Origin of the sequence: Promicromonospora sp. NPDC050249 (assembly GCF_040656015.1) — a bacterium.
In the GTDB taxonomy this organism is placed as follows: Bacteria; Actinomycetota; Actinomycetes; order Actinomycetales; family Cellulomonadaceae; genus Promicromonospora.
Window position 1 is genome coordinate 1 of record NZ_JBFAKY010000058.1, and the last position, 19,572, is coordinate 19,572.

Consider the following 19,572-nt stretch of genomic DNA (forward strand, 5'->3'; position numbering starts at 1 on the left):
CGGGTGTCCGAGTCTCCCTGGTATCGCCAGGAGACTCGGACACCCGCTCTACTTCGACAGGCCTCGGGGTGAGACGGGTGAGTCCGTGTGGGTGGTGCCGGTTACCCTGATGCAACGTCCGGAACTCCCGTGTGGACCTTGCACCGGACCGGACCGTTCCCCGAAGACGAAAGCAGGATCGCTGTGCCTGTGCACGTTCCCGAGCCCGCACGCGGGCTGCGTGTTGCCCTGCTCGGCTGTGGCGTCGTGGGCACGGAGGTGGCCCGGATGCTCCTCGACCAGGGCGCGGATCTCGCTGCCCGTGCCGGCGCCCCGCTGGAGCTCGTCGGGATCGCGGTCCGCGACGCGGACCGTCCTCGCGAGGCCTTCATCCCCCGTGAGCTCCTGACGGAGGACGTGGGCTCGCTGGTGGACGGCGCGGACATCGTCATCGAGGTGATGGGCGGTATCGAGCCCGCGCGCGGCCTGCTGCTGCGTGCCATCGAGAGCGGCGCGGCGGTCGTCACGGCCAACAAGGCGCTCCTGGCCGCCGACGGGCCCACGCTCTACAAGGCCGCGGACTCCGCGGGCGTCGACATCTACTACGAGGCAGCGGTCGCCGGCGCGATCCCCATCGTGCGTCCCGTGCGGGAGTCCCTCGCGGGCGACCACGTGCGCCGTGTCCTCGGCATCGTCAACGGCACCACGAACTACGTGCTCGACCAGATGGCCACGAGCGGCCTCGGCCTCGATGAGGCGGTCAAGCAGGCGCAGGACCTCGGCTACGCCGAGGCGGACCCGACGGCCGATGTCGAGGGGTACGACGCCGCGGCGAAGGCCGCGATCCTCGCCAGCCTCGCCTTCCACACCCGCGTCTCCGCCGACGACGTCGCCCGCGAGGGCATCACGGGCGTCACCGCCGACGACGTCGCCTGGGCCGCCCGGACGGGCCACGCCGTGAAGCTGCTGGCCATCGCCGAGCAGACCGGCGAGGGTGTCTCCGTACGGGTGTACCCGGCGCTCGTGCCGCTGGAGCACCCGCTGGCGGGTGTCAAGGGCGCGTTCAACGCGATCTTCGTCGAGGCCGACGCGGCCGGCCCGCTCATGTTCTACGGCCAGGGCGCTGGCGGCCGTCCCACCGCTTCGGCGGTCGTGGGCGACGTCGTCTCCGCGGCGCGCCACCGGGTGCTCGGCGGTAAGGGCCCGCAGGAGTCCACCTATGCGGACCGGCCGCTGCTGCCGGCGGACGCCGCGGTCACGCGCTACCAGGTCCGCCTCCTCGTCGCCGACCTGCCGGGCGTGCTCGCCCAGGTCGCGGGGGTGGTGGGCGACCACGGCGTGTCGATCGACACGATGCGCCAGACTGGGCCCTCCGAGGGCACCGCCGAGCTGCTCCTGACCACCCACGCCGCCCGTGAGGCGTCGCTGGCCGCCACCATCGCGGCGGTGCGCACGCTCGAACCGGTCCGCGAGATCACGTCCGTCCTGAGAGTCGAAGGCTGAACCCGTGCCTCCTGTGCTGCCTGCTGAACCGAACCTCCCGTCCACCTCCGGCGCGGCCCCCACGTCGCGCCTCTGGCGCGGCGTGATCGCCGAGTACGCCGACCGCATGCCCGCCCACGTGCAGCAGAAGATCGTGACGCTGGGCGAGGGCGGTACGCCGCTGGTGCCCGCGCCCGCGCTGTCCGAGCGCACCGGTGCGGACGTCTACGTCAAGGTCGAGGGCATGAACCCGACCGGCTCGTTCAAGGACCGTGGCATGACCGCCGCGATCTCCGCCGCGGCCGGGCGCGGTGCCCGGGTGGTGGTGTGCGCGTCGACCGGCAACACGTCGGCGTCGGCCGCCGCGTACGCGACGCGCGCGGGCATGATCTGCGCGGTGCTCGTCCCGGACGGCAAGATCGCCATGGGCAAGCTGAGCCAGGCGGTCGCGCACGGCGCGCGCCTGCTCCAGGTCGACGGCAACTTCGACGACTGCCTCGTGGCGGCCCGCAAGCTCGCGGACACCCACCCGGTGGAGCTCGTGAACTCCGTGAACCCTGACCGCATCGAGGGGCAGAAGACCGCCGCGTTCGAGATCGTGGACGCTCTCGGCGACGCCCCCGACATCCACCTCCTGCCCGTGGGCAACGCGGGCAACATCACCGCGTACTGGAAGGGCTTCCGGGAGTACGCGGAGTCCGGAGCCGCGAGCCGGACGCCGGCGATGTGGGGTTTCCAGGCCGCCGGCGCCGCCCCGATCGTCAAGGGCCACCCGATCGACCAGCCGGACACCATCGCCACCGCCATCCGCATCGGCAACCCCGCCTCCTGGCAGCTCGCCGAGGAGGCCAGGGACACGTCCGGCGGTGTCATCGAGGCGGTGACCGACGAGCAGATCCTCGCGGCGCACCGCATCCTCTCCGCCGAGGTGGGCGTGTTCGTGGAGCCCGCCTCCGCGGCGGGCGTCGCGGGCCTCCTCGCGCGGCACGAGCGCGGCCTGGTGCCCGCGGGCGCGCGCATCACGATCACCGTGACCGGCCACGGGCTCAAGGACCCGGGCTGGGCGCTGCGCACGCCCGACGGCGGCGAGGTGGAACCCGTGCGGGTCTCCGCCGACGTCGTCTCGATCGCCGACGCCCTCTCCCTCTGATGCAGCTCGGCGCCGACCACGTGCGGGTCCGGGTGCCCGCCACGAGCGCGAACCTCGGACCCGGGTTCGACGCCCTCGGACTGGCACTCGCGCTGTACGACGAGGTGGAGGTACGCCTCGTCGCGAGCGACGAGGTAGTGGTGGACGTCCAGGGCGAGGGCGCCGGGCAGGTGCCCCTCGGGGAGGACCACCTGGTCGTGCGCGCGCTGCGGCGCACCATGGACCTCGCCGGTGCCGTACCCACCGGGATCCACATGACCTGCCACAACGTGATCCCGCACGGCAGGGGGCTCGGGTCGTCGTCCGCGGCGGTCGTGGCAGGGATCGTCGCGGCGCGGGCCCTCCTGGCCGAGCCACGGGCCATCGACGCCGCCATGGTGCTGGCGCTGGCCACCGAGTTCGAGGGACACCCGGACAACGCGGCGCCCGCCATCCAGGGCGGCGCCACCGTCGCGTGGACCACCGACGACGGCCCGCGTGCCGTCGGCCTCGACGTCGACCCGACGATCGAGGCCACCGTGCTGGTGCCGGACGCGCGGCTCGCGACGGCCCGAGCACGGGCCGCCCTGCCGGAGCACGTGTCGCACGGCGACGCGGCGTTCACCGCCGGCCGGGCCGCCCTCCTGGTGGAGGCCCTGGCCAGGCGTCCGGAGCTCCTGTTCGACGCCACCGAGGACCGCCTCCACCAGCCCTACCGCGCGGCGGTGCTCGGGGCGTCCAGCGAGCTGCTGCGCGCGCTGCGCGACGAAGGTGTGCCTGCCACGGTCTCGGGTGCGGGCCCGACGGTCCTCGTGCTGGCCGGGCCCGGCCATCGGGAGCGGCGCGACGCGGTCCTCGCGGACCTCGTCGACGAGAGCGCCGGGTGGCGGCGGCTCACTCCGGGAATCGACATGACCGGCGCGCGCGCCCGGAGGATTTCAGGTAACACGGGTGCGCTATCGTCCGGGTCGTCAGGTGCAACGGGGAGTCAAGTCTTACCAGGATCACCAGCTATACGGGGTGGTAGTATGCAGTGAACCTTCGGGATTGCACGTCCTGAGCCATGGTGGCGAGAATTCGGATTCAACATCGGTTCTTCATCACCTAAGCCGGCGGAGCTGCTTCACAGAGTCTCAGCCGGTCGGTCGTGCCCGTTGCAGGCCGTGATCAGCGGCCACCGCATCTCGCGAGAAGGCAGACAACGCCCCCGTCAGCCGTCGTCGTCGTACCACGGATGCGAGGTTTTCCGCGTTCCGGTCATTCAGCGCCGGGCGCCCACACATCCCGCGGCCCGCGATCACGCGACAAGCCGCAGTTCGAGGGGGAAGGGTCCTTCGTGACAGACACCACCGAAAACGCTCAGTCAGCCGCCGGCCGCGCGGCCGGGACCGGAGCACTGAGCAGCATGCGCCTCGCCGAGCTCCAGGCACTCGCCGGAGACCTGGGCGTGAAGGGCACTTCCAGGATGCGCAAGAGCGACCTCGTGGACACCATCCGCGAGAAGACGGGCGGCGCGACGAAGCGTCCGGTCCGTGCCGCCTCCGCTACCGAGAAGCCCACCACCACCATCGACAAGCCTGCTCGCGCCGAGGCGCCGGTCGCCGCCGCCGGGGTCGCCACCTCGGGTGTGCGCGCCGACGCGAACGCGGAGGCTGACAAGGCCGCCAGGCTGGCCGAGCTGGCCGACGCCGTCGCCGCCCCGCGCGAGAGCAGCGGGCGCCGTGCCAGCCGAGGGCAGAGCGCTCCGGACGGGACCGCCGAGAAGTCCGGCGAGGGCCGTAACGCCCAGGCCGGTCGGCAGAACACCCGCGGCGGCGACCGCGCCAACGCGACCGACCGTGCGAACGAGCGGAGCGCAGACCGCAGCAACGCACGCGCCGCCGGCGCTGCCTCCGCCGCGGCCGGTGCCGCCGAGCGGAACAACGAGCGTGCCAACGAGCTCGACGAGGACCGCAACTCGCGTCGCCGCCGTGGCCGGGACCGGGGTCGTGACCGCAAGCGCGGTCGCGGACGCACGGGCCCGGACGTCGCGGGGCTCGAGAACGTCCCCGAGGTGCGCGAGGACGACGTGCTGCTGCCCGTCGCCGGCATCCTGGACATCCTCGACAACTACGCGTTCGTGCGGACCTCCGGGTACCTGCCGGGCAACAACGACGTCTACGTCTCGCTGAACCAGGTCAAGAAGGCCGGCCTGCGTCGCGGCGACGCCGTCGTGGGCGCCGTGCGCCAGCCGCGCGAGGGCGACGAGCTGCCGACGCAGCAGCCGACCGGGCGCAACGCCAAGGTCAACAAGGTCAACGCCCTGGTGCGCCTCGACTCCGTGAACGGCATGACGCCGGAGGAGGCGCGTGAGCGCCCCGAGTTCACCAAGCTGACGCCGCTGTACCCGCAGGAGCGCCTGCGCCTGGAGAACCCCGAGGCGACCAAGCTCACGCCGCGCGTGATCGACATCGTCGCCCCGATCGGCAAGGGCCAGCGTGGCCTCATCGTCGCGCCGCCCAAGGCCGGCAAGACGCTGATGATGCAGCAGATCGCCAACGCGATCTCGCTGAACAACCCTGAGGTCCACCTCATGGTCGTGCTGGTCGACGAGCGGCCGGAAGAGGTCACCGACTTCGAGCGCTCGGTCAAGGGCGAGGTCATCTCCTCGACGTTCGACCGGCACGCCTCCGACCACACCCTGGTCGCCGAGCTCGCCATCGAGCGGGCCAAGCGCCTCGTGGAGCTGGGCCAGGACGTCGTGGTGCTGCTCGACGGCATCACCCGCCTGTCGCGCGCCTACAACCTGGCCGCCCCGGCGTCGGGCCGGATCCTGTCCGGTGGTGTGGACGCCGCGGCGCTCTACCCGCCCAAGAAGTTCTTCGGCGCCGCCCGCAACATCGAGGACGGCGGCTCGCTGACCATCCTGGCCACCGCCCTGGTCGAGACCGGGTCGAAGATGGACGAGGTGATCTTCGAGGAGTTCAAGGGCACCGGCAACATGGAGCTGCGGCTCTCGCGGTCCCTTGCCGAGAAGCGCATCTTCCCGGCGATCGACGTCAACGGTTCGAGCACCCGGCGCGAGGAGATCCTCATGTCGAAGGACGAGCTCGCGATCGTCTACAAGCTGCGCCGCGTCATGGGCGCGCTCGACCAGACGCAGGCCGCCGAGCTCCTGCTCGGACAGCTCCGGAAGACCAAGACCAACGTCGAGTTCCTGCTGCACGTGCAGAAGACGACGCCGGGCGGTCTCACGGAGGACGACAACGTCGGCGAGACCGTCTGACGGACGTCACACCGCGCTTCCTCGCCCGCACGGGCGAGGAAGTGGCAGAATGACTTGCTGGCTCGCTGGTTCACGTCACTGCTGTTCTGCAGGGCGACCCAGCGGCATCTCACCAAGGAGCAACATGAGGGCTGGAATCCACCCCGAGTACGTCGTCACCGAGGTCACCTGCACCTGCGGTAACACCTTCACGACGCGCAGCACCGAGACGTCCGGCAAGATCAGCGCCGACGTCTGCAGCGCCTGCCACCCGTTCTACACGGGCAAGCAGAAGATCATGGACACCGGTGGCCGCGTGGCCCGGTTCCAGGCGCGCTACGGCAAGAAGGACGCCGACAGCTAGCGACTTCGCAGCGCCGGTGGTCCGGCCCGACAACCTCTCCAGGGGCAGTCGGGTACCGGACCACCGGCGCTGTTGTTTTCCCCTCCGACTGTCCTCGCTGTGAGCGCGACCCTTGCGCCTCGAGCGGGCAGGTATCCGCAAGAATCACGCTCACAACCAAGGAGGGCTCGTGACCGAGTCGTCGTTCGCCGCCGTCGGGCCGCTGATCAGCGAGCACGCCGAGATCGAGTCGGCGCTTGCCGACCCTGCCGTGCACGCGGACGCGGGACGCGCGCGGACCCTTGGCCGGCGGTACGCCGAGCTCAACCAGGTGGTCGGCGCGTACCGCGCCTGGGAGCAGGCGCACGACGACGCCGAGGCCGCCGCCGAGCTGGCCACGGAGGACGCCGCGTTCGCCGAGGAGCTGCCGAGCCTCAGGGAGGCGGAGGCGGTCGCGGAGGAGAAGCTGCGCCGCGTGCTGGTGCCCCGCGACCCGGACGACGGCCGCGACGTCATCCTCGAGATCAAGGCGGGCGAGGGCGGCGAGGAGTCCGCGCTGTTCGCGAGCGACCTGCTGCGCATGTACCTGCGCTACGCCGAGCAGCAGGGCTGGTCCACACAGCTGCTGGAGGCCACGGCGTCCGACCTGGGCGGCTACAAGGACGTGCAGGTCGCCATCAAGGCGAAGAACGTGCAGGGCCCCGAGGACGGCGTCTGGCACAGCCTGAAGTACGAGGGCGGCGTGCACCGCGTGCAGCGCGTGCCGGTCACCGAGTCGCAGGGCCGCATCCACACGTCGGCGGCCGGTGTGCTCGTGTTCCCCGAGGTCGACGACCCGGGCGAGCTCGAGATCGACCAGAACGACCTGCGGATCGACGTCTACCGCTCGTCCGGTCCGGGCGGGCAGTCCGTCAACACCACGGACTCCGCGGTCCGCATCACGCACATCCCCACGGGCATCGTCGTCTCGATGCAGAACGAGAAGTCGCAGCTGCAGAACCGTGAGCAGGCCATGCGTGTGCTCCGCGCCCGGCTGCTCGCCGCACAGGCGGAGGCCGCGGCGGCGGAGTCCGCGGAGCTGCGCCGCTCGCAGGTCCGCACGGTGGACCGTTCCGAGCGGATCCGGACGTACAACTACCCGGAGAACCGGATAGTGGACCACCGCACCGGGTACAAGGCGTACAACCTCGACCAGGTGCTCGACGGCGACCTCGGTGCCGTGGTGCGGTCGGCGATCGAGGCCGACGAAGCGGCGCGGCTCGCGGTGGCGTCCGGTGTGTGAGGTCCCGGCCAGGGCAGGATTGGTCGGTGGATTGCTCGGTGGGACGGCCGGGCGGCAGTCCTGGGGTGCAGGGGGAGGAGTGCGGTGAGCACACAGCTGTTGAAGTGGGCCTACGAGGAGCTGGCGGACGCCGGGGTCGCGTCACCCCAGGCGGACGCCGAGGTGCTGCTGGCGCATGCGCTCGGGGTTGACCGGAGCGAGCTGCGGCGCCTGATGGTGCTGGGCCGTGAGGTGCCCGACTCCGCCGCAGGCGTCTTCGCCGGGCTCGTCTCCCGGCGGGCCGCCCGCGAGCCCCTGCAGCACCTGACCGGGGTCGCAGCATTCCGGCACCTCGAGCTCGCGGTGGGTCCCGGGGTCTTCGTGCCGCGCCCCGAGACCGAGGAGGTGGCGCAGGTCGCCATCGACGAGGCCGCCAAGGTCGTCGGCGAGCAGGGGAGCGCCGTCGTCGTCGACCTGTGCACCGGCACCGGGGCGATCGCGCTCGCGGTGGCCACCGAGGTGCCCGGCGCGCGGGTGCACGCGGTCGAGCTGGACAAGGACGCGCACGCCTGGGCGGAGCGCAACGTCGACGCCCTGAGCGCCGCGGTCGCGAGCGCGAGTGCCGGCACGAAGGAAGACACCGAGCCCGGCGCGCCACCGGAGCGGATAGTGCGCCTCGTCAAGGGCGACGCCCGCACCGCGCTCTACGGCATCGACGGGCTGGCCGACGTCGTCGTCTCGAACCCGCCGTACGTGCCTTCGGATGCCGTGCCCGTGGATCCCGAGGTCGCGGAGCACGACCCCGCCGTCGCGCTGTACGGGCTGGGACCGGACGGGCTGGAGGTGCCGCGAGGTATCACGGACGCCGCGGCACGGCTGCTGCGACCCGGCGGGCTGTACGTCATGGAGCATGCGGAGGTCCAGGCGGAGGCGGCGCGCGACATGGTCGCGGCCGCCCGCGACGGCGAGGGCAGGCCGGTATTCGGCGAGCCCGAGACCCGCAAGGATCTGACGGGTAGGCACCGCATGGTGGTCGCGCGCCGCCTGGGACCCGAGCGGAGTGCCGGTCCCGGGCGGTGAAGGTACCGCTGGGGCATCAGGGAACCCCCGGATCGTGAAAGACTGTTCCGCGTGAGTGTGCCTGTGCAGCCCGTGCTCGACGCCACCGACCCGCAGACCTGGGGCCCGGCGATCGACGAGGCGGTGAATGCGATCTCCCGTGGGGGCCTCGTGGTCCTCCCCACCGACACCGTGTACGGCATCGCTGCCGACGCGTTCGACGAGGCGGCCGTCGCCGCGCTCCTCGCGGCCAAGGGCCGCGGCCGGCAGATGCCGCCGCCGGTCCTGGTGGGCGAGGTGGCGACCCTCGACGGCCTGGCCATCGACGTGCCCGACGACGCCCGCAAGCTCGTCGAAGCATTCTGGCCCGGCGGTTTCACGATCATCCTGCGCGCGCAGCCGTCGCTGCAGTGGGACCTCGGCGACACGGGCGGCACGGTCGCCCTGCGGATGCCGGACCACCCCGCGGCCCTCGCCCTGCTCAAGCGCACCGGTCCGCTCGCCGTCTCCAGCGCGAACAAGTCGGGCAGCCCGGCCGCGCAGGACGTCGCGGACGCCGAGCGCCAGCTCGGCGCCTCGGTGGCGGTCTACCTCGACGGTGGCGAGGCGCCGGGTGGTGTCGCCTCCACCATCGTGGACGCGACAGGCCCGACGCTGCGCATCGTGCGCGAGGGCGCCGTGTCGCTCGAAGCGCTGCGTGCGGTCGCCGACGTCGAAGGAGTACAGGTGTCGCCCGAGGACGACCCGATCGATCCCCCGGCCGGTGCCGCGGAGGACGACGAGTGAGGGTGTACCTGCTCCTGATGCTCGTGGCCGCTGCGGTCACGTTCCTGACCACGCCTTTTGCCCGCTGGGTGGCCATGAGGACCTCGGCCATCTCCGCCGTACGGGCGCGTGACGTGCACTCCGTGCCGACACCGCGCCTCGGCGGGCTCGCCATGCTGATCGGCATCGTCGTGCCGATGCTGCTGGCCTCGCAGATGCCGTTCCTGTCCGGGGTGTTCGACGATCCCCAGGTCTGGGGCATCGTCGGCGGCGCCGCCATCGTGTGCGCGCTCGGCTGGGCCGACGACAAGTGGGACCTCGACTGGATGACCAAGCTCGCGGGCCAGGTCCTGGCCGCCGGCTTCATGGCGCTGCAGGGCGTCCAGCTCATCACGATGCCGATCGCGGGCGTGACCATCACGTCGTCGCGCATGTCGCTCGTGGTGACCGTGCTGATCATCGTCATCGCGATGAACGCGGTGAACTTCGTGGACGGCCTCGACGGGCTGGCCGCCGGCATCGTCGCGATCGGCGGCACCGCATTCTTCCTGTACACCTACGGGCTCACCCAGCAGGTCTCGGCGGACGACTACGCGACGCTGCCCTCGGTCATCCTCGCCGTGATGGTGGGGGTGTGCATCGGCTTCCTGCCGCACAACTTCCACCCCGCGCACATCTTCATGGGTGACGCCGGGTCGATGCTGATCGGCCTGGTGATGGCGGGCGCGGCGATCAGCGTCACCGGCAACATCCCGCCGGGCATCATGACCGGCGCCCAGGCGCTACCCGCCTTCATCCCGCTGCTGCTGCCGGTGGCGGTGCTCATGCTGCCGCTGCTCGACATGGGGCTGGCCGTCATCCGGCGGCTCGCGGCGGGCAAGTCGCCGATGGCACCCGACCGGATGCACCTGCACCACCGGATGCTGGCCCTCGGCCACTCCCACCGCCGCGCCGTGGTGATCCTGTACGTGTGGACCGCCGTGTTCGCGTTCAGCGCCGCGGCGCTCGTGCGGTGGGACTGGGAGATCGTGCTGATCTGGACCGCCGTGTTCGTGGTGCTCGCACTGCTGGCCACCCTTGGCCCGCTGCGCCACCGCGGCCGCTTCCTGGACGACGACGTCGCCGCGCTCTCGGGCCAGACGCCGAAGGTTCCCGCGGCGGTCGGTGCCGCTGCCACGGCAGGCGTCAGCCTCGAGGCCAAGGTGCCGGTCCAGGTCGTCGTTCCGCAGGTCGTCGTTCCGCAGGTCGTCGTTCCGCAGAGCGGGTCCCGCCAGAGCGTCGCTCACCAGGGTGCCGCGTCCAAGACCAAGGAGACCATCGAATGACCGAGCAGGTACCTGACGCACCCAGCGCCCCCCGAGGCGCTGCCGAGCGGGCGGTGCTGCGCACGGCCCTGCGCGACTGCCTGATCCTCGTGGCGGGGCTCGCGGTCCTTGGCTCGCTGGTCGGCCTTCTGGTCGCAGGACAGCCGGGGCTCTGGGGCGGCCTGATTGGCGCCGCGCTCGCCGCGTTCTTCTGCGCGACGACGGTGTGGTCGATGCTCTACACGGTCGGCAAGGGCGCGACCGCGATGGGCGCAGTGGTGATGGGCAGCTGGATCGCCAAGATGGTGGTCCTCGTCGCTGTCCTCGCCGTGCTGACCCGGTTCGACTTCTACGACCGCGTCGTCCTGTTCGTGGTGCTTCTGCTCGGGGCAGTGGGGTCGGCACTGCTCGACTATCGCGCGGTCAAGAACGGTCGGGTCACGTACGTCGACCCCGAAGCAGGGGCCTGACGCGCCATCAGGCGCGGACAGCGAGCCGCACGCGGTTGCGCAATAAGTCACAAGGGGCCCTGCCATGCGGTTATCCGGCCGATTCCGGGTGGGACATAGGTTAGGCTTACGACTGAATCCATGACGGCCAGGCCCGATGGCGCGCCCGTTCCGCCCCTTTGCGGTGACGCGCGCTGGGCCTAATGACCACCTGGGAGTCCTCCTGTCCACGTATGCGACGTCCGTAATCCTCGCCGCCACTGAAGGCCACGAGGGTGAGGGCGGCTTCCACACGCCGTCGATCTCCGACTTCTTCCCGTCGGCAATCCTCTTCGAGGGCACCATCTTCCAGATAGATCGCCTCTGGATCATCCGGATCATCGCCACCCTGGTGCTGCTGTCGATCTTCGTGATCGCGGCCCGCCGGGCGAAGGTGGTGCCGGGTCGGTTCCAGGCAGGCGTCGAGTACATCCTGGGCTTTGTCCGGGTGCAGATCGGCGAGGAGATCCTGGGCAAGGAGAACGCCAAGCGTTTTCTGCCCATGCTCACCACCATCTTCGTCACCATCCTGGCGTTCAACCTCACGGGTGTGATCCCGGGGCTGAACCTGGCCGCTACCTCGCGTATCGGCGTGCCGCTGCTCCTCGCACTCTGGGTGTTCGTCACCTACTGGGCCGTCGGCATCCGCAAGCACGGCCTGGGTGGGTATCTCAAGGCGAACCTGTTCCCGCCCGGCGTGCCGTGGCCGATCTACTTCATCCTGACGCCGATCGAGCTGCTGCAGATCCTGATCATCCGCCCGGGCTCGCTCATGGTGCGACTCGTGGCCAACATGGTCGCCGGCCACATCATGCTGGTGCTCTGCTTCGCAGCCACGCAGTTCTTCCTCGTGGACTCGGCCGGCTCCGGTCTGATGGTCTTTGGGGTGCTCACGCTCCCGGCGGGCATCTTCATGACCCTCTTCGAGCTTCTGGTCGCATTCCTGCAGGCGTACATCTTCGCGCTGCTGGCCGCGGTCTACATCAACATGTCGCTGGAGGAGGAGCACTGATTCGCTCCTCCGGGCAGCGCTTCAAGCTACCCCTGTAACAACTGCGACGGGCGCAGTAACGCCTTCGCACACCACGCGACGCCGCACCGACCGGTCCGGCGCCCAACGGAAGGAAGACGCAAGTGGACGCCACCAACATTCTCGCTGAGGTCAACGGCAACCTGAACGCGATCGGCTACGGCCTGGCCGCGACGGGCCCCGGTATCGGCCTCGGTATCCTCATCGGCAAGACGATCGAGGGCATGGCCCGCCAGCCCGAGGTTGCCGGTCAGCTCCGCGCCACCATGTTCCTGGGTGTCGCGTTCGTCGAGGTGCTCGCGCTCCTCGGTCTCGTCGCAGGCTTCCTCTTCCAGTGATGGCGGCGCACTCAAGCGCCGCCGTGGTAGCGGCGCAGACGGAGGGGCCGCAGGGCATCGAGCTGTTCCTGCCCGCCGGTTACGACCTGTTCTGGTCGGCAGTGGTCCTCGTGATCATCGCCGTCGCGTTCTACAAGATGATCCTGCCCCAGATGAACAGGGTGCTCGACGAGCGCTCGGCCCTCATCGAGGGCGGTATCGAAAAGGCTGAGGCAGCCCAGAAGCAGGCCGACGAGGCCCTGGCACAGCAGCAGCAGCTGCTCGCCGAGGCCCGCGCCGACGCTGCGCAGGTCCGTGAGGAGGCGCGTGCCGAGGGCACCGCCATCATCAAGGAGCTCCGTACCAAGGCGAGCGAGGAGGCGGAGCGGATCACCGAGACCGCCCGTCGCCAGATCGAGGCCGACCGACAGGCCGCGTCCGTGTCCCTGCGCAACGAGGTCGGCGCGCTCGCGACCGACCTCGCGTCGAAGATCGTGGGCGAGTCCCTCGAGGACTCTGCCCGTCAGTCGCGCGTGGTGGACCGCTTCCTCGACGAGCTCGAGGCAAGCCAGGCCGTGGCAAGCAACAAGGAGGCGTGATGCGGGGATCGAGCGGGGCATCGCTGACGGCGGCGCAGGAGCGCTTCGAGCCGGTGCTGCGTGCCGCGGGTGCGGACGCACTGACGCTGGGTGAGCAGCTGCTCACCATGGTGTCGGCGCTGGACGACTCCGCTGCGCTGCGCCGCTCGCTCGCCGACCCCTCCCGCGAGGGCGAGGCCAAGGCCGGCCTGGTGGCCGGCCTGCTGAGCGGTTTCGACGAGCGCGTGGTCGACCTGGTGTCCGGACTCGTCCGGTCACGCTGGGCGAGCGACGCGGACCTGGCCGACGCCATCGAGCGTCTCGGTGTGGACGCCGTGCTGGCGTCCGCCGAGGCGCGCGGGGCGCTCGAGACGGTGGAGGACGAGCTGTTCCGGCTCACCCGGTCGCTCGGCGGCCAGCGTGAGGCCAAGCAGGTCCTCTCGGACGCCACCACGGCTCCCGAGCGCCGGGTGGCGCTCGTGGACGCGCTGGTCGGCGGCAAGGTCGACACCGTGACCCAGAGCCTGGCCAGGCGGGCGACGTCGTCGCTGCGTGGCCGTCGCTTCGTGCAGACGCTCGGTTGGTTCGGCGAGGTCGCGGCGGAGCGTCGCAAGCGCCTCGTCGCCTCCGTGACGAGCGCGACGGTGCTCACCCGCGAGCAGGAGCAGCGCCTCGGCGCGCTGCTCGAGCGCTCGTACGGGAAGCCCGTGCAGCTGAACGTCACCGTGGACCCGGCGGTCGTCGGGGGCATGCGCATCCAGGTCGGCGCGGACGTCGTCGACTCCACTGTCCTGTCGCGCCTTGCTGACGCCTCGCGTCGTCTGGCCGGCTGAATACGTGAACAAGAACCTTCCGCCGCGGCTTTCGCGGCCACGACAGGAGATAAGCAATGGCTGAGCTGACGATCCGGCCGGACGAGGTCCGGGCCGCGCTGGACAGCTTCGTGAAGTCCTACGAGCCCCAGGAAGCGGTCGCCGAAGAGGTGGGCCGCGTCTCGTACGCAGCGGACGGCATCGCCCGCGTCGAGGGCCTCCCTGGCGTGATGGCGAACGAGCTGCTGCGCTTCGAGGACGGCACGCTCGGACTCGCGCAGAACCTGGATGTCCGCGAGATCGGTGTGGTCGTCCTCGGCGAGTTCACCGGCATCGAGGAGGGCCAGGAGGTCCGTCGTACCGGTGAGGTGCTCTCGGTCCCCGTGGGCGAGGGCTACCTCGGCCGCGTGGTCGACCCGCTGGGTACCCCCATCGACGGCCTCGGCGCCATCGAGACGGACGCGGTCCGTGCCCTCGAGCTGCAGGCGCCCGGCGTCATGCAGCGCAAGTCGGTGCACGAGCCGCTGCAGACCGGCATCAAGGCGATCGACTCGATGATCCCGATCGGCCGTGGTCAGCGTCAGCTGATCATCGGCGACCGCCAGACGGGCAAGACGGCGATCGCGGTCGACACGATCATCAACCAGAAGGCGAACTGGGAGAGCGGCGACCCGAAGCAGCAGGTCCGCTGCATCTACGTCGCCATCGGCCAGAAGGGTTCGACCATCGCCGCCGTGCGTGGCGCCCTCGAGGAGGCCGGCGCCCTGGAGTACACGACGATCGTCGCGGCTCCGGCGTCCGACCCGGCAGGCTTCAAGTACCTCGCGCCGTACACCGGCTCGGCCATCGGCCAGCACTGGATGTACCAGGGCAAGCACGTCCTGATCATCTTCGACGACCTGTCGAAGCAGGCCGAGGCCTACCGTGCCGTGTCGCTGCTGCTGCGCCGCCCGCCGGGCCGCGAGGCCTACCCGGGTGACGTCTTCTACCTGCACTCCCGTCTGCTCGAGCGTTGTGCGAAGCTCTCGGACGAGCTGGGCGCGGGCTCGATGACCGGTCTGCCGATCATCGAGACCAAGGCGAACGACGTCTCGGCGTACATCCCGACGAACGTCATCTCCATCACGGACGGTCAGATCTTCCTGCAGTCCGACCTGTTCAACGCCGACCAGCGTCCCGCCGTGGACGTCGGTATCTCGGTCTCCCGAGTCGGTGGTGACGCGCAGATCAAGGCCATGAAGAAGGTCTCCGGCACGCTCAAGCTGGAGCTGGCGCAGTTCCGCTCGCTCGAGGCGTTCGCGATGTTCGCGTCCGACCTCGACGCGGCGTCCCGCGCACAGCTGCAGCGCGGCGCCGTCCTGACGGAGCTGCTCAAGCAGCCCCAGTACTCGCCGTACGCGGTCGAGGACCAGGTCGCGTCCGTGTGGGCCGGTACCAAGGGCAAGCTCGACGACGTCGCGGTCGAGGACGTCAAGCGGTTCGAGTCCGAGCTGCTGGACCACCTGCGCCGCAAGACCGACGTCCTGGAGACGATCCTCAAGTCCGGCAAGCTGGAGTCCGACACGGAGGAGGCGCTGAGCGCCGCCGTGGACGACTTCCGGGCGGGCTTCCAGAAGAGCGACGGCACGCCGCTCGTCGGTGGCAGCACCGAGGACGGCCCCGTCGACGTCGAGCAGGCGCAGATCGTCGTCAAGAAGAAGGCCTGACCCGTGGCCGGTGGAGCTCAGCGCGTCTACAAGGCGCGGATCAAGTCGACGCAGTCGCTGAAGAAGATCTTCCGCGCGCGTGAGCTGATCGCCGCGTCCCGCATCGGCAAGGCTCGCGCGGCGGCTGCGGCGGCGGCGCCGTACGCACAGGCGATCACCCGTGCGGTGTCGGCTGTCGCGTCGCACACGGACATCGACCACCCGCTCACGCAGGAGGAGGGCGGCAACCGCGCAGCGGTGCTCGTCGTCTCCTCCGACGCGGGCATGGCCGGCTCCTACCCGATGGCGATCGTCCGCGAGGCCGAGAAGCTCATCGGGCAGCTGACCGCCGAGGGCAAGGAGGTCGTGCTGTACGTGGCCGGCCGCCGTGCGATCGCGTACTACACGTTCCGCGGGCGGGACATCGCCAAGAGCTGGTCGTACGGCTCGGAGAAGCCGACGCCCGAGGCGGCTCGGGACATCGCCGAGACGCTGCTCGAGGTGTTCCTCGCGGAGGAGCCCGACGGCGGCGTCAGCGAGCTGCACGTGGTCTCCACGCTGTTCGTCAACATGGTGTCGCAGCGGGCCCGCGTGGTGCGCATGCTGCCGCTCGAGGTGGTCGAGGGCGTGTCCGAGGCCGACGAGCACGAGGCCCTGCCGCTCTACGACTTCGAGCCGTCGCCCGAGGCCGTGCTGGACGAGCTGCTCCCGCGCTACATCGAGCAGCGCATCTACGCGATGCTGCTCGACGCCGCCGCGTCCGAGCTCGCTGCCCGTCAGCGGGCCATGCACACGGCGACGGACAACGCCGAGGACCTGATCCGCACGTACACCCGACTGGCCAACCAGGCACGTCAGGCGGACATCACCCAGGAGATCAGCGAGATCGTCTCCGGTGCCGACGCCCTGGCGTCCTGAACAGACCCGAAAAGACTCCCCGCCGGAGGACCCTCCGGCCCACCGAAGCGAGGCAAGTATGACCGCCACCACCGTGGAATCCACGGTCGAGCACACGAGCGGGCCCGGCACCGGCCGGGTCGCTCGGGTGATCGGACCCGTCGTGGACATCGAGTTCCCCGATGACGCGATCCCTGAGATCTACAACGCGCTGACCGTCGAGATCGACCTGTCCGGCAAGGGCGAGAACAAGTCCGTGCTGACGCTCGAGGTCGAGCAGCACCTGGGTGACTCCCTCGTGCGCGCCATCGCCCTGAAGCCGACCGACGGCCTGGTCCGCGGCGCCGTGGTGACCGACACGGGCGAGCCCATCAGCGTGCCCGTCGGTGACATCACCAAGGGCCGGGTCTTCAACGTGACCGGCGACGTCCTGAACCTCGCCGAGGGCGAGAAGTTCGAGGTCACCGAGCGCTGGCCGATCCACCGCAAGGCGCCCGCCTTCGACCAGCTCGAGTCGAAGACGACGATGTTCGAGACGGGCATCAAGTCCATCGACCTGCTCACCCCGTACGTCCAGGGTGGCAAGATCGGTCTCTTCGGTGGTGCGGGCGTCGGCAAGACGGTCCTCATCCAGGAGATGATCCAGCGTGTCGCCCAGGACCACGGTGGTGTGTCGGTGTTCGCCGGTGTCGGCGAGCGCACCCGTGAGGGCAACGACCTGATCGCCGAGATGGACGAGGCGGGCGTCTTCGACAAGACCGCCCTCGTCTTCGGCCAGATGGACGAGCCGCCGGGCACGCGTCTGCGCGTGGCCCTGTCGGCCCTGACGATGGCGGAGTACTTCCGTGACGTGCAGCAGCAGGACGTGCTGCTCTTCATCGACAACATCTTCCGCTTCACGCAGGCCGGTTCCGAGGTCTCCACGCTGCTCGGCCGTATGCCGTCCGCCGTGGGCTACCAGCCGAACCTGGCCGACGAGATGGGCCTCCTCCAGGAGCGCATCACCTCGACGCGTGGTCACTCCATCACGTCGCTGCAGGCCATCTACGTGCCTGCTGACGACTACACCGACCCGGCCCCGGCCACGACGTTCGCCCACCTGGACGCGACGACCGAGCTCTCCCGAGAGATCGCGTCGAAGGGTCTGTACCCGGCGATCGACCCGCTGGCCTCGACGTCCCGCATCCTCGACCCGCGTTACGTGGGCCAGGAGCACTACGACGTCGCGACGCGCGTGAAGTCGATCCTGCAGCGCAACAAGGAGCTGCAGGACATCATCGCCATCCTCGGTGTGGACGAGCTCTCGGAAGAGGACAAGACGGTCGTCGGGCGTGCCCGCCGTATCGAGCAGTTCCTCTCCCAGAACACGTACATGGCGGAGAAGTTCACCGGTGTGGTGGGCTCGACGGTGCCTCTGTCGGAGACCATCGAGGCATTCAAGAAGATCGCTGACGGCGAGTTCGACCACATCGCCGAGCAGGCCTTCTACAACATCGGTGGCCTCGAGATGCTCGAGGAGAACTGGGCACGGATCCAGAAGGAGTACGGGGCCTGAGGCTTCGTCCATCCTCCGTGCGTGATGCCGTCCCGCCGGGCATGCCAGAATCAGGCAGTCCGGCAGGGACGGCATCGCGCCCGCTACATCGGAAGGAGCTCTCGTGGCAGAGCTGAGCGTGGACCTCGTGTCCAGGGACCGCAAGGTCTGGAGCGGTGCGGCGACGCAGGTGAGCGCGCCGTCCGCGGACGGGCAGATCGGCATCCTGGCGAACCACACGCCGCTGCTGGCTGTGCTTCGCCCGGGCGTGATCAAGGTGGACACAGTGTCGGGGACGGCCGTTGAGGCGCAGGTCACCGGTGGTTTCGTGTCCGTGGACAACAACCTCGTCACCCTTGTGGTCGACGAGATCTCCCTGGTCTGAGGGAGAGCGCGAGTGCCGGGCGTCATTTGGATCGCGATAGCGGTGCTCGGCGCGCTCGCGCTGGTGCTCGCAGCGGGTATCTCCCGTCTGCGGACGCTCTCCCGCAGGGTGGGTTCGTTCAACTGCAGTGCCCGGCCGACCGGTAACCCCGAGGGTTCCTGGACGCCGGGCATCGCGCAGTACGCGGTGGGCCGGATCGAGTGGTGGCGGTGCTGGTCGCTGTCGCCCCGTCCGGCCCGCACGTGGTACCGGGAGCGGCTCACCGTGACCGGTCGCACCCCGCTCGACCCGGACGAGCGTGGTCAGGGTGACCACTACCTCGTCCAGTGCCGGTACGACGGGCTCGACTTCGAGCTCGACCTCGCTGCCGGCGACTACTTCGGCCTCGCCTCCTGGCTCGAGGCCGCCCCTCCCGGACGACAGGATCTGGTTCTCTGATGCGGCTGGTCGTCGCCGACTGCTCCGCCCTCTACACGGGCCGCCTGACCGCGATGCTCCCGCCGGCTACCCGGCTGCTCGTGGTCAAGGCCGACGGAAGCGTGCTCATCCACTCCGACGGCGGCTCGTACAAGCCGCTGAACTGGATGAGCCCCCCGTGCACCCTCGCGGTGCGCGAACCCTCCGAGGAGGCCGCCGAGCGCGGCGTCACCGAGGTGTGGACCGTCCAGCACGCCAAGTCGGACGACCGGCTCGAGGTCGAGCTGTTCACCGTGCACCACGACTCCGCGCACGACCTGGGCATCGACCCGGGCCTGGTGAAGGACGGCGTGGAGGCGCACCTGCAGGAGCTGCTCGCCGAGCAGATCGTCCTGCTGGGCGCCGGGCACACGCTGGTCCGCCGCGAGTACCCCACGGCCATCGGCCCGGTCGACATCCTCGCGCGCGACGCCGCCGGCGCGTCGGTCGCGGTGGAGATCAAGCGCCGCGGTGACATCGACGGCGTCGAGCAGCTCACGCGGTACCTGGACCTGCTGAACCGCGACCCGATGCTGGCCCCGGTGCGCGGCGTGTACGCCGCCCAGGAGATCAAGCCGCAGGCCCGCGTCCTGGCCCACGACAGGGGCATCACCACCCTGCTGCTGGACTACGACACCATGCGGGGCGCGGACGACCCGACCACCCGCCTCTTCTGACCTGACCGTTGGTCGATGACCTGACCGGTGGTCGGGCTCGTCGAGACCGGGTCAGGGTCGCCGCCCTGCTCGGAGGTCGGGCGATCCGGCAGCGGCGCGCCACCCGGCCTCCGCCACCCGCGTCCAGCCGTCGAGGTGGCGCCGGAT

General features: G+C 70.4%; 20 protein-coding genes. All 20 read left to right on the forward strand.

Features of this window, described 5'->3' with window-relative positions; all coding sequences use genetic code 11:
• Positions 1 to 189: 189 nt before the first annotated feature.
• The 20 genes from AB0I32_RS26175 to nucS all read left to right on the forward strand — a co-directional run bounded on the left by AB0I32_RS26175 (position 190) and on the right by nucS (position 19,425).
• A complete protein-coding gene (locus AB0I32_RS26175; protein WP_357511492.1) occupies positions 190 to 1,482 on the forward strand; it encodes a homoserine dehydrogenase in 1,293 nt (430 codons plus the stop codon).
• A 13-nt stretch (positions 1,483 to 1,495) separates the two neighbouring features.
• Positions 1,496 to 2,611: a threonine synthase gene (gene thrC / locus AB0I32_RS26180; protein ID WP_357511494.1), complete on the forward strand. Its 1,116-nt coding sequence runs from the start codon at positions 1,496 to 1,498 to the stop codon at positions 2,609 to 2,611.
• On the forward strand, positions 2,611 to 3,627 hold the full coding sequence (thrB, locus tag AB0I32_RS26185; RefSeq protein WP_357511458.1) for a homoserine kinase: 1,017 nt from the start codon (positions 2,611 to 2,613) through the stop codon (positions 3,625 to 3,627). Before thrC ends, thrB begins: the two co-directional genes overlap by 1 nt.
• Positions 3,628 to 3,926: 299 nt before the next feature.
• Complete coding sequence (gene rho, locus AB0I32_RS26190) at positions 3,927 to 5,855, forward strand: transcription termination factor Rho (protein ID WP_357511460.1); 1,929 nt, start codon at positions 3,927 to 3,929, stop codon at positions 5,853 to 5,855.
• Positions 5,856 to 5,979: 124 nt separating this feature from the next.
• On the forward strand, positions 5,980 to 6,198 hold the full coding sequence (gene rpmE, locus AB0I32_RS26195) for a 50S ribosomal protein L31 (RefSeq protein WP_116676698.1): 219 nt from the start codon (positions 5,980 to 5,982) through the stop codon (positions 6,196 to 6,198).
• Between the two features lie 169 nt (positions 6,199 to 6,367).
• Positions 6,368 to 7,459, forward strand: coding sequence for a peptide chain release factor 1 (gene prfA / locus AB0I32_RS26200; RefSeq protein ID WP_357511462.1), 1,092 nt, complete (start codon positions 6,368 to 6,370; stop codon positions 7,457 to 7,459).
• 84 nt (positions 7,460 to 7,543) lie between these two features.
• Positions 7,544 to 8,518 (forward strand): peptide chain release factor N(5)-glutamine methyltransferase, encoded by a 975-nt coding sequence (gene prmC / locus AB0I32_RS26205; protein WP_357511464.1) that lies wholly within the window; start codon positions 7,544 to 7,546, stop codon positions 8,516 to 8,518.
• Positions 8,519 to 8,569: 51 nt separating this feature from the next.
• Positions 8,570 to 9,283, forward strand: coding sequence for an L-threonylcarbamoyladenylate synthase (locus AB0I32_RS26210; protein ID WP_357511466.1), 714 nt, complete (start codon positions 8,570 to 8,572; stop codon positions 9,281 to 9,283).
• Entirely contained in the window at positions 9,280 to 10,587 is a 1,308-nt protein-coding gene (locus tag AB0I32_RS26215) for an MraY family glycosyltransferase (RefSeq protein ID WP_357511468.1), read from the forward strand. The genes AB0I32_RS26210 and AB0I32_RS26215 overlap by 4 nt, the downstream gene beginning before the upstream one ends.
• Positions 10,584 to 11,036: a hypothetical protein gene (locus AB0I32_RS26220; RefSeq protein WP_357511470.1), complete on the forward strand. Its 453-nt coding sequence runs from the start codon at positions 10,584 to 10,586 to the stop codon at positions 11,034 to 11,036. The genes AB0I32_RS26215 and AB0I32_RS26220 overlap by 4 nt, the downstream gene beginning before the upstream one ends.
• 136 nt (positions 11,037 to 11,172) lie before the next feature.
• Positions 11,173 to 12,066: a F0F1 ATP synthase subunit A gene (gene atpB / locus AB0I32_RS26225; protein ID WP_357511472.1), complete on the forward strand. Its 894-nt coding sequence runs from the start codon at positions 11,173 to 11,175 to the stop codon at positions 12,064 to 12,066.
• A 122-nt stretch (positions 12,067 to 12,188) separates the two neighbouring features.
• The gene (locus AB0I32_RS26230; protein ID WP_357511474.1) at positions 12,189 to 12,422 is read left to right on the forward strand and encodes an ATP synthase F0 subunit C; all 234 of its coding nucleotides are present in this window, start codon (positions 12,189 to 12,191) and stop codon (positions 12,420 to 12,422) included.
• Positions 12,422 to 13,000 (forward strand): F0F1 ATP synthase subunit B, encoded by a 579-nt coding sequence (locus tag AB0I32_RS26235; RefSeq protein WP_357511476.1) that lies wholly within the window; start codon positions 12,422 to 12,424, stop codon positions 12,998 to 13,000. Before AB0I32_RS26230 ends, AB0I32_RS26235 begins: the two co-directional genes overlap by 1 nt.
• Positions 13,000 to 13,812 (forward strand): F0F1 ATP synthase subunit delta, encoded by an 813-nt coding sequence (locus AB0I32_RS26240; RefSeq protein WP_357511478.1) that lies wholly within the window; start codon positions 13,000 to 13,002, stop codon positions 13,810 to 13,812. The genes AB0I32_RS26235 and AB0I32_RS26240 overlap by 1 nt, the downstream gene beginning before the upstream one ends.
• 56 nt (positions 13,813 to 13,868) lie before the next feature.
• Complete coding sequence (gene atpA / locus AB0I32_RS26245; protein ID WP_357511480.1) at positions 13,869 to 15,497, forward strand: F0F1 ATP synthase subunit alpha; 1,629 nt, start codon at positions 13,869 to 13,871, stop codon at positions 15,495 to 15,497.
• 3 nt (positions 15,498 to 15,500) lie between these two features.
• On the forward strand, positions 15,501 to 16,394 hold the full coding sequence (locus AB0I32_RS26250) for a F0F1 ATP synthase subunit gamma (RefSeq protein WP_357511482.1): 894 nt from the start codon (positions 15,501 to 15,503) through the stop codon (positions 16,392 to 16,394).
• 58 nt (positions 16,395 to 16,452) lie between these two features.
• Positions 16,453 to 17,928, forward strand: a complete 1,476-nt coding sequence (gene atpD, locus AB0I32_RS26255) for a F0F1 ATP synthase subunit beta (protein WP_357511484.1) — start codon at positions 16,453 to 16,455, stop codon at positions 17,926 to 17,928.
• 103 nt (positions 17,929 to 18,031) lie between these two features.
• Positions 18,032 to 18,292: a F0F1 ATP synthase subunit epsilon gene (locus AB0I32_RS26260; RefSeq protein ID WP_357511486.1), complete on the forward strand. Its 261-nt coding sequence runs from the start codon at positions 18,032 to 18,034 to the stop codon at positions 18,290 to 18,292.
• Between the two features lie 12 nt (positions 18,293 to 18,304).
• Entirely contained in the window at positions 18,305 to 18,730 is a 426-nt protein-coding gene (locus AB0I32_RS26265) for a DUF2550 domain-containing protein (protein ID WP_357511488.1), read from the forward strand.
• Positions 18,730 to 19,425, forward strand: a complete 696-nt coding sequence (gene nucS / locus AB0I32_RS26270) for an endonuclease NucS (RefSeq protein WP_357511490.1) — start codon at positions 18,730 to 18,732, stop codon at positions 19,423 to 19,425. Before AB0I32_RS26265 ends, nucS begins: the two co-directional genes overlap by 1 nt.
• Positions 19,426 to 19,572 lie beyond the last annotated feature (147 nt).

Coding starts and splice junctions, on each gene's coding strand:
- thrB (WP_357511458.1), top strand. CDS start 2,611: ATGCAGCTCGGCGCCGACCACGTGCGGGTCCGGGTGCCCGCCACGAGC.
- rpmE (WP_116676698.1), top strand. CDS start 5,980: ATGAGGGCTGGAATCCACCCCGAGTACGTCGTCACCGAGGTCACCTGC.
- AB0I32_RS26220 (WP_357511470.1), top strand. CDS start 10,584: ATGACCGAGCAGGTACCTGACGCACCCAGCGCCCCCCGAGGCGCTGCC.
- atpB (WP_357511472.1), top strand. CDS start 11,173: ATGGCGCGCCCGTTCCGCCCCTTTGCGGTGACGCGCGCTGGGCCTAAT.
- AB0I32_RS26235 (WP_357511476.1), top strand. CDS start 12,422: ATGGCGGCGCACTCAAGCGCCGCCGTGGTAGCGGCGCAGACGGAGGGG.
- AB0I32_RS26240 (WP_357511478.1), top strand. CDS start 13,000: ATGCGGGGATCGAGCGGGGCATCGCTGACGGCGGCGCAGGAGCGCTTC.
- atpA (WP_357511480.1), top strand. CDS start 13,869: ATGGCTGAGCTGACGATCCGGCCGGACGAGGTCCGGGCCGCGCTGGAC.
- atpD (WP_357511484.1), top strand. CDS start 16,453: ATGACCGCCACCACCGTGGAATCCACGGTCGAGCACACGAGCGGGCCC.
- nucS (WP_357511490.1), top strand. CDS start 18,730: ATGCGGCTGGTCGTCGCCGACTGCTCCGCCCTCTACACGGGCCGCCTG.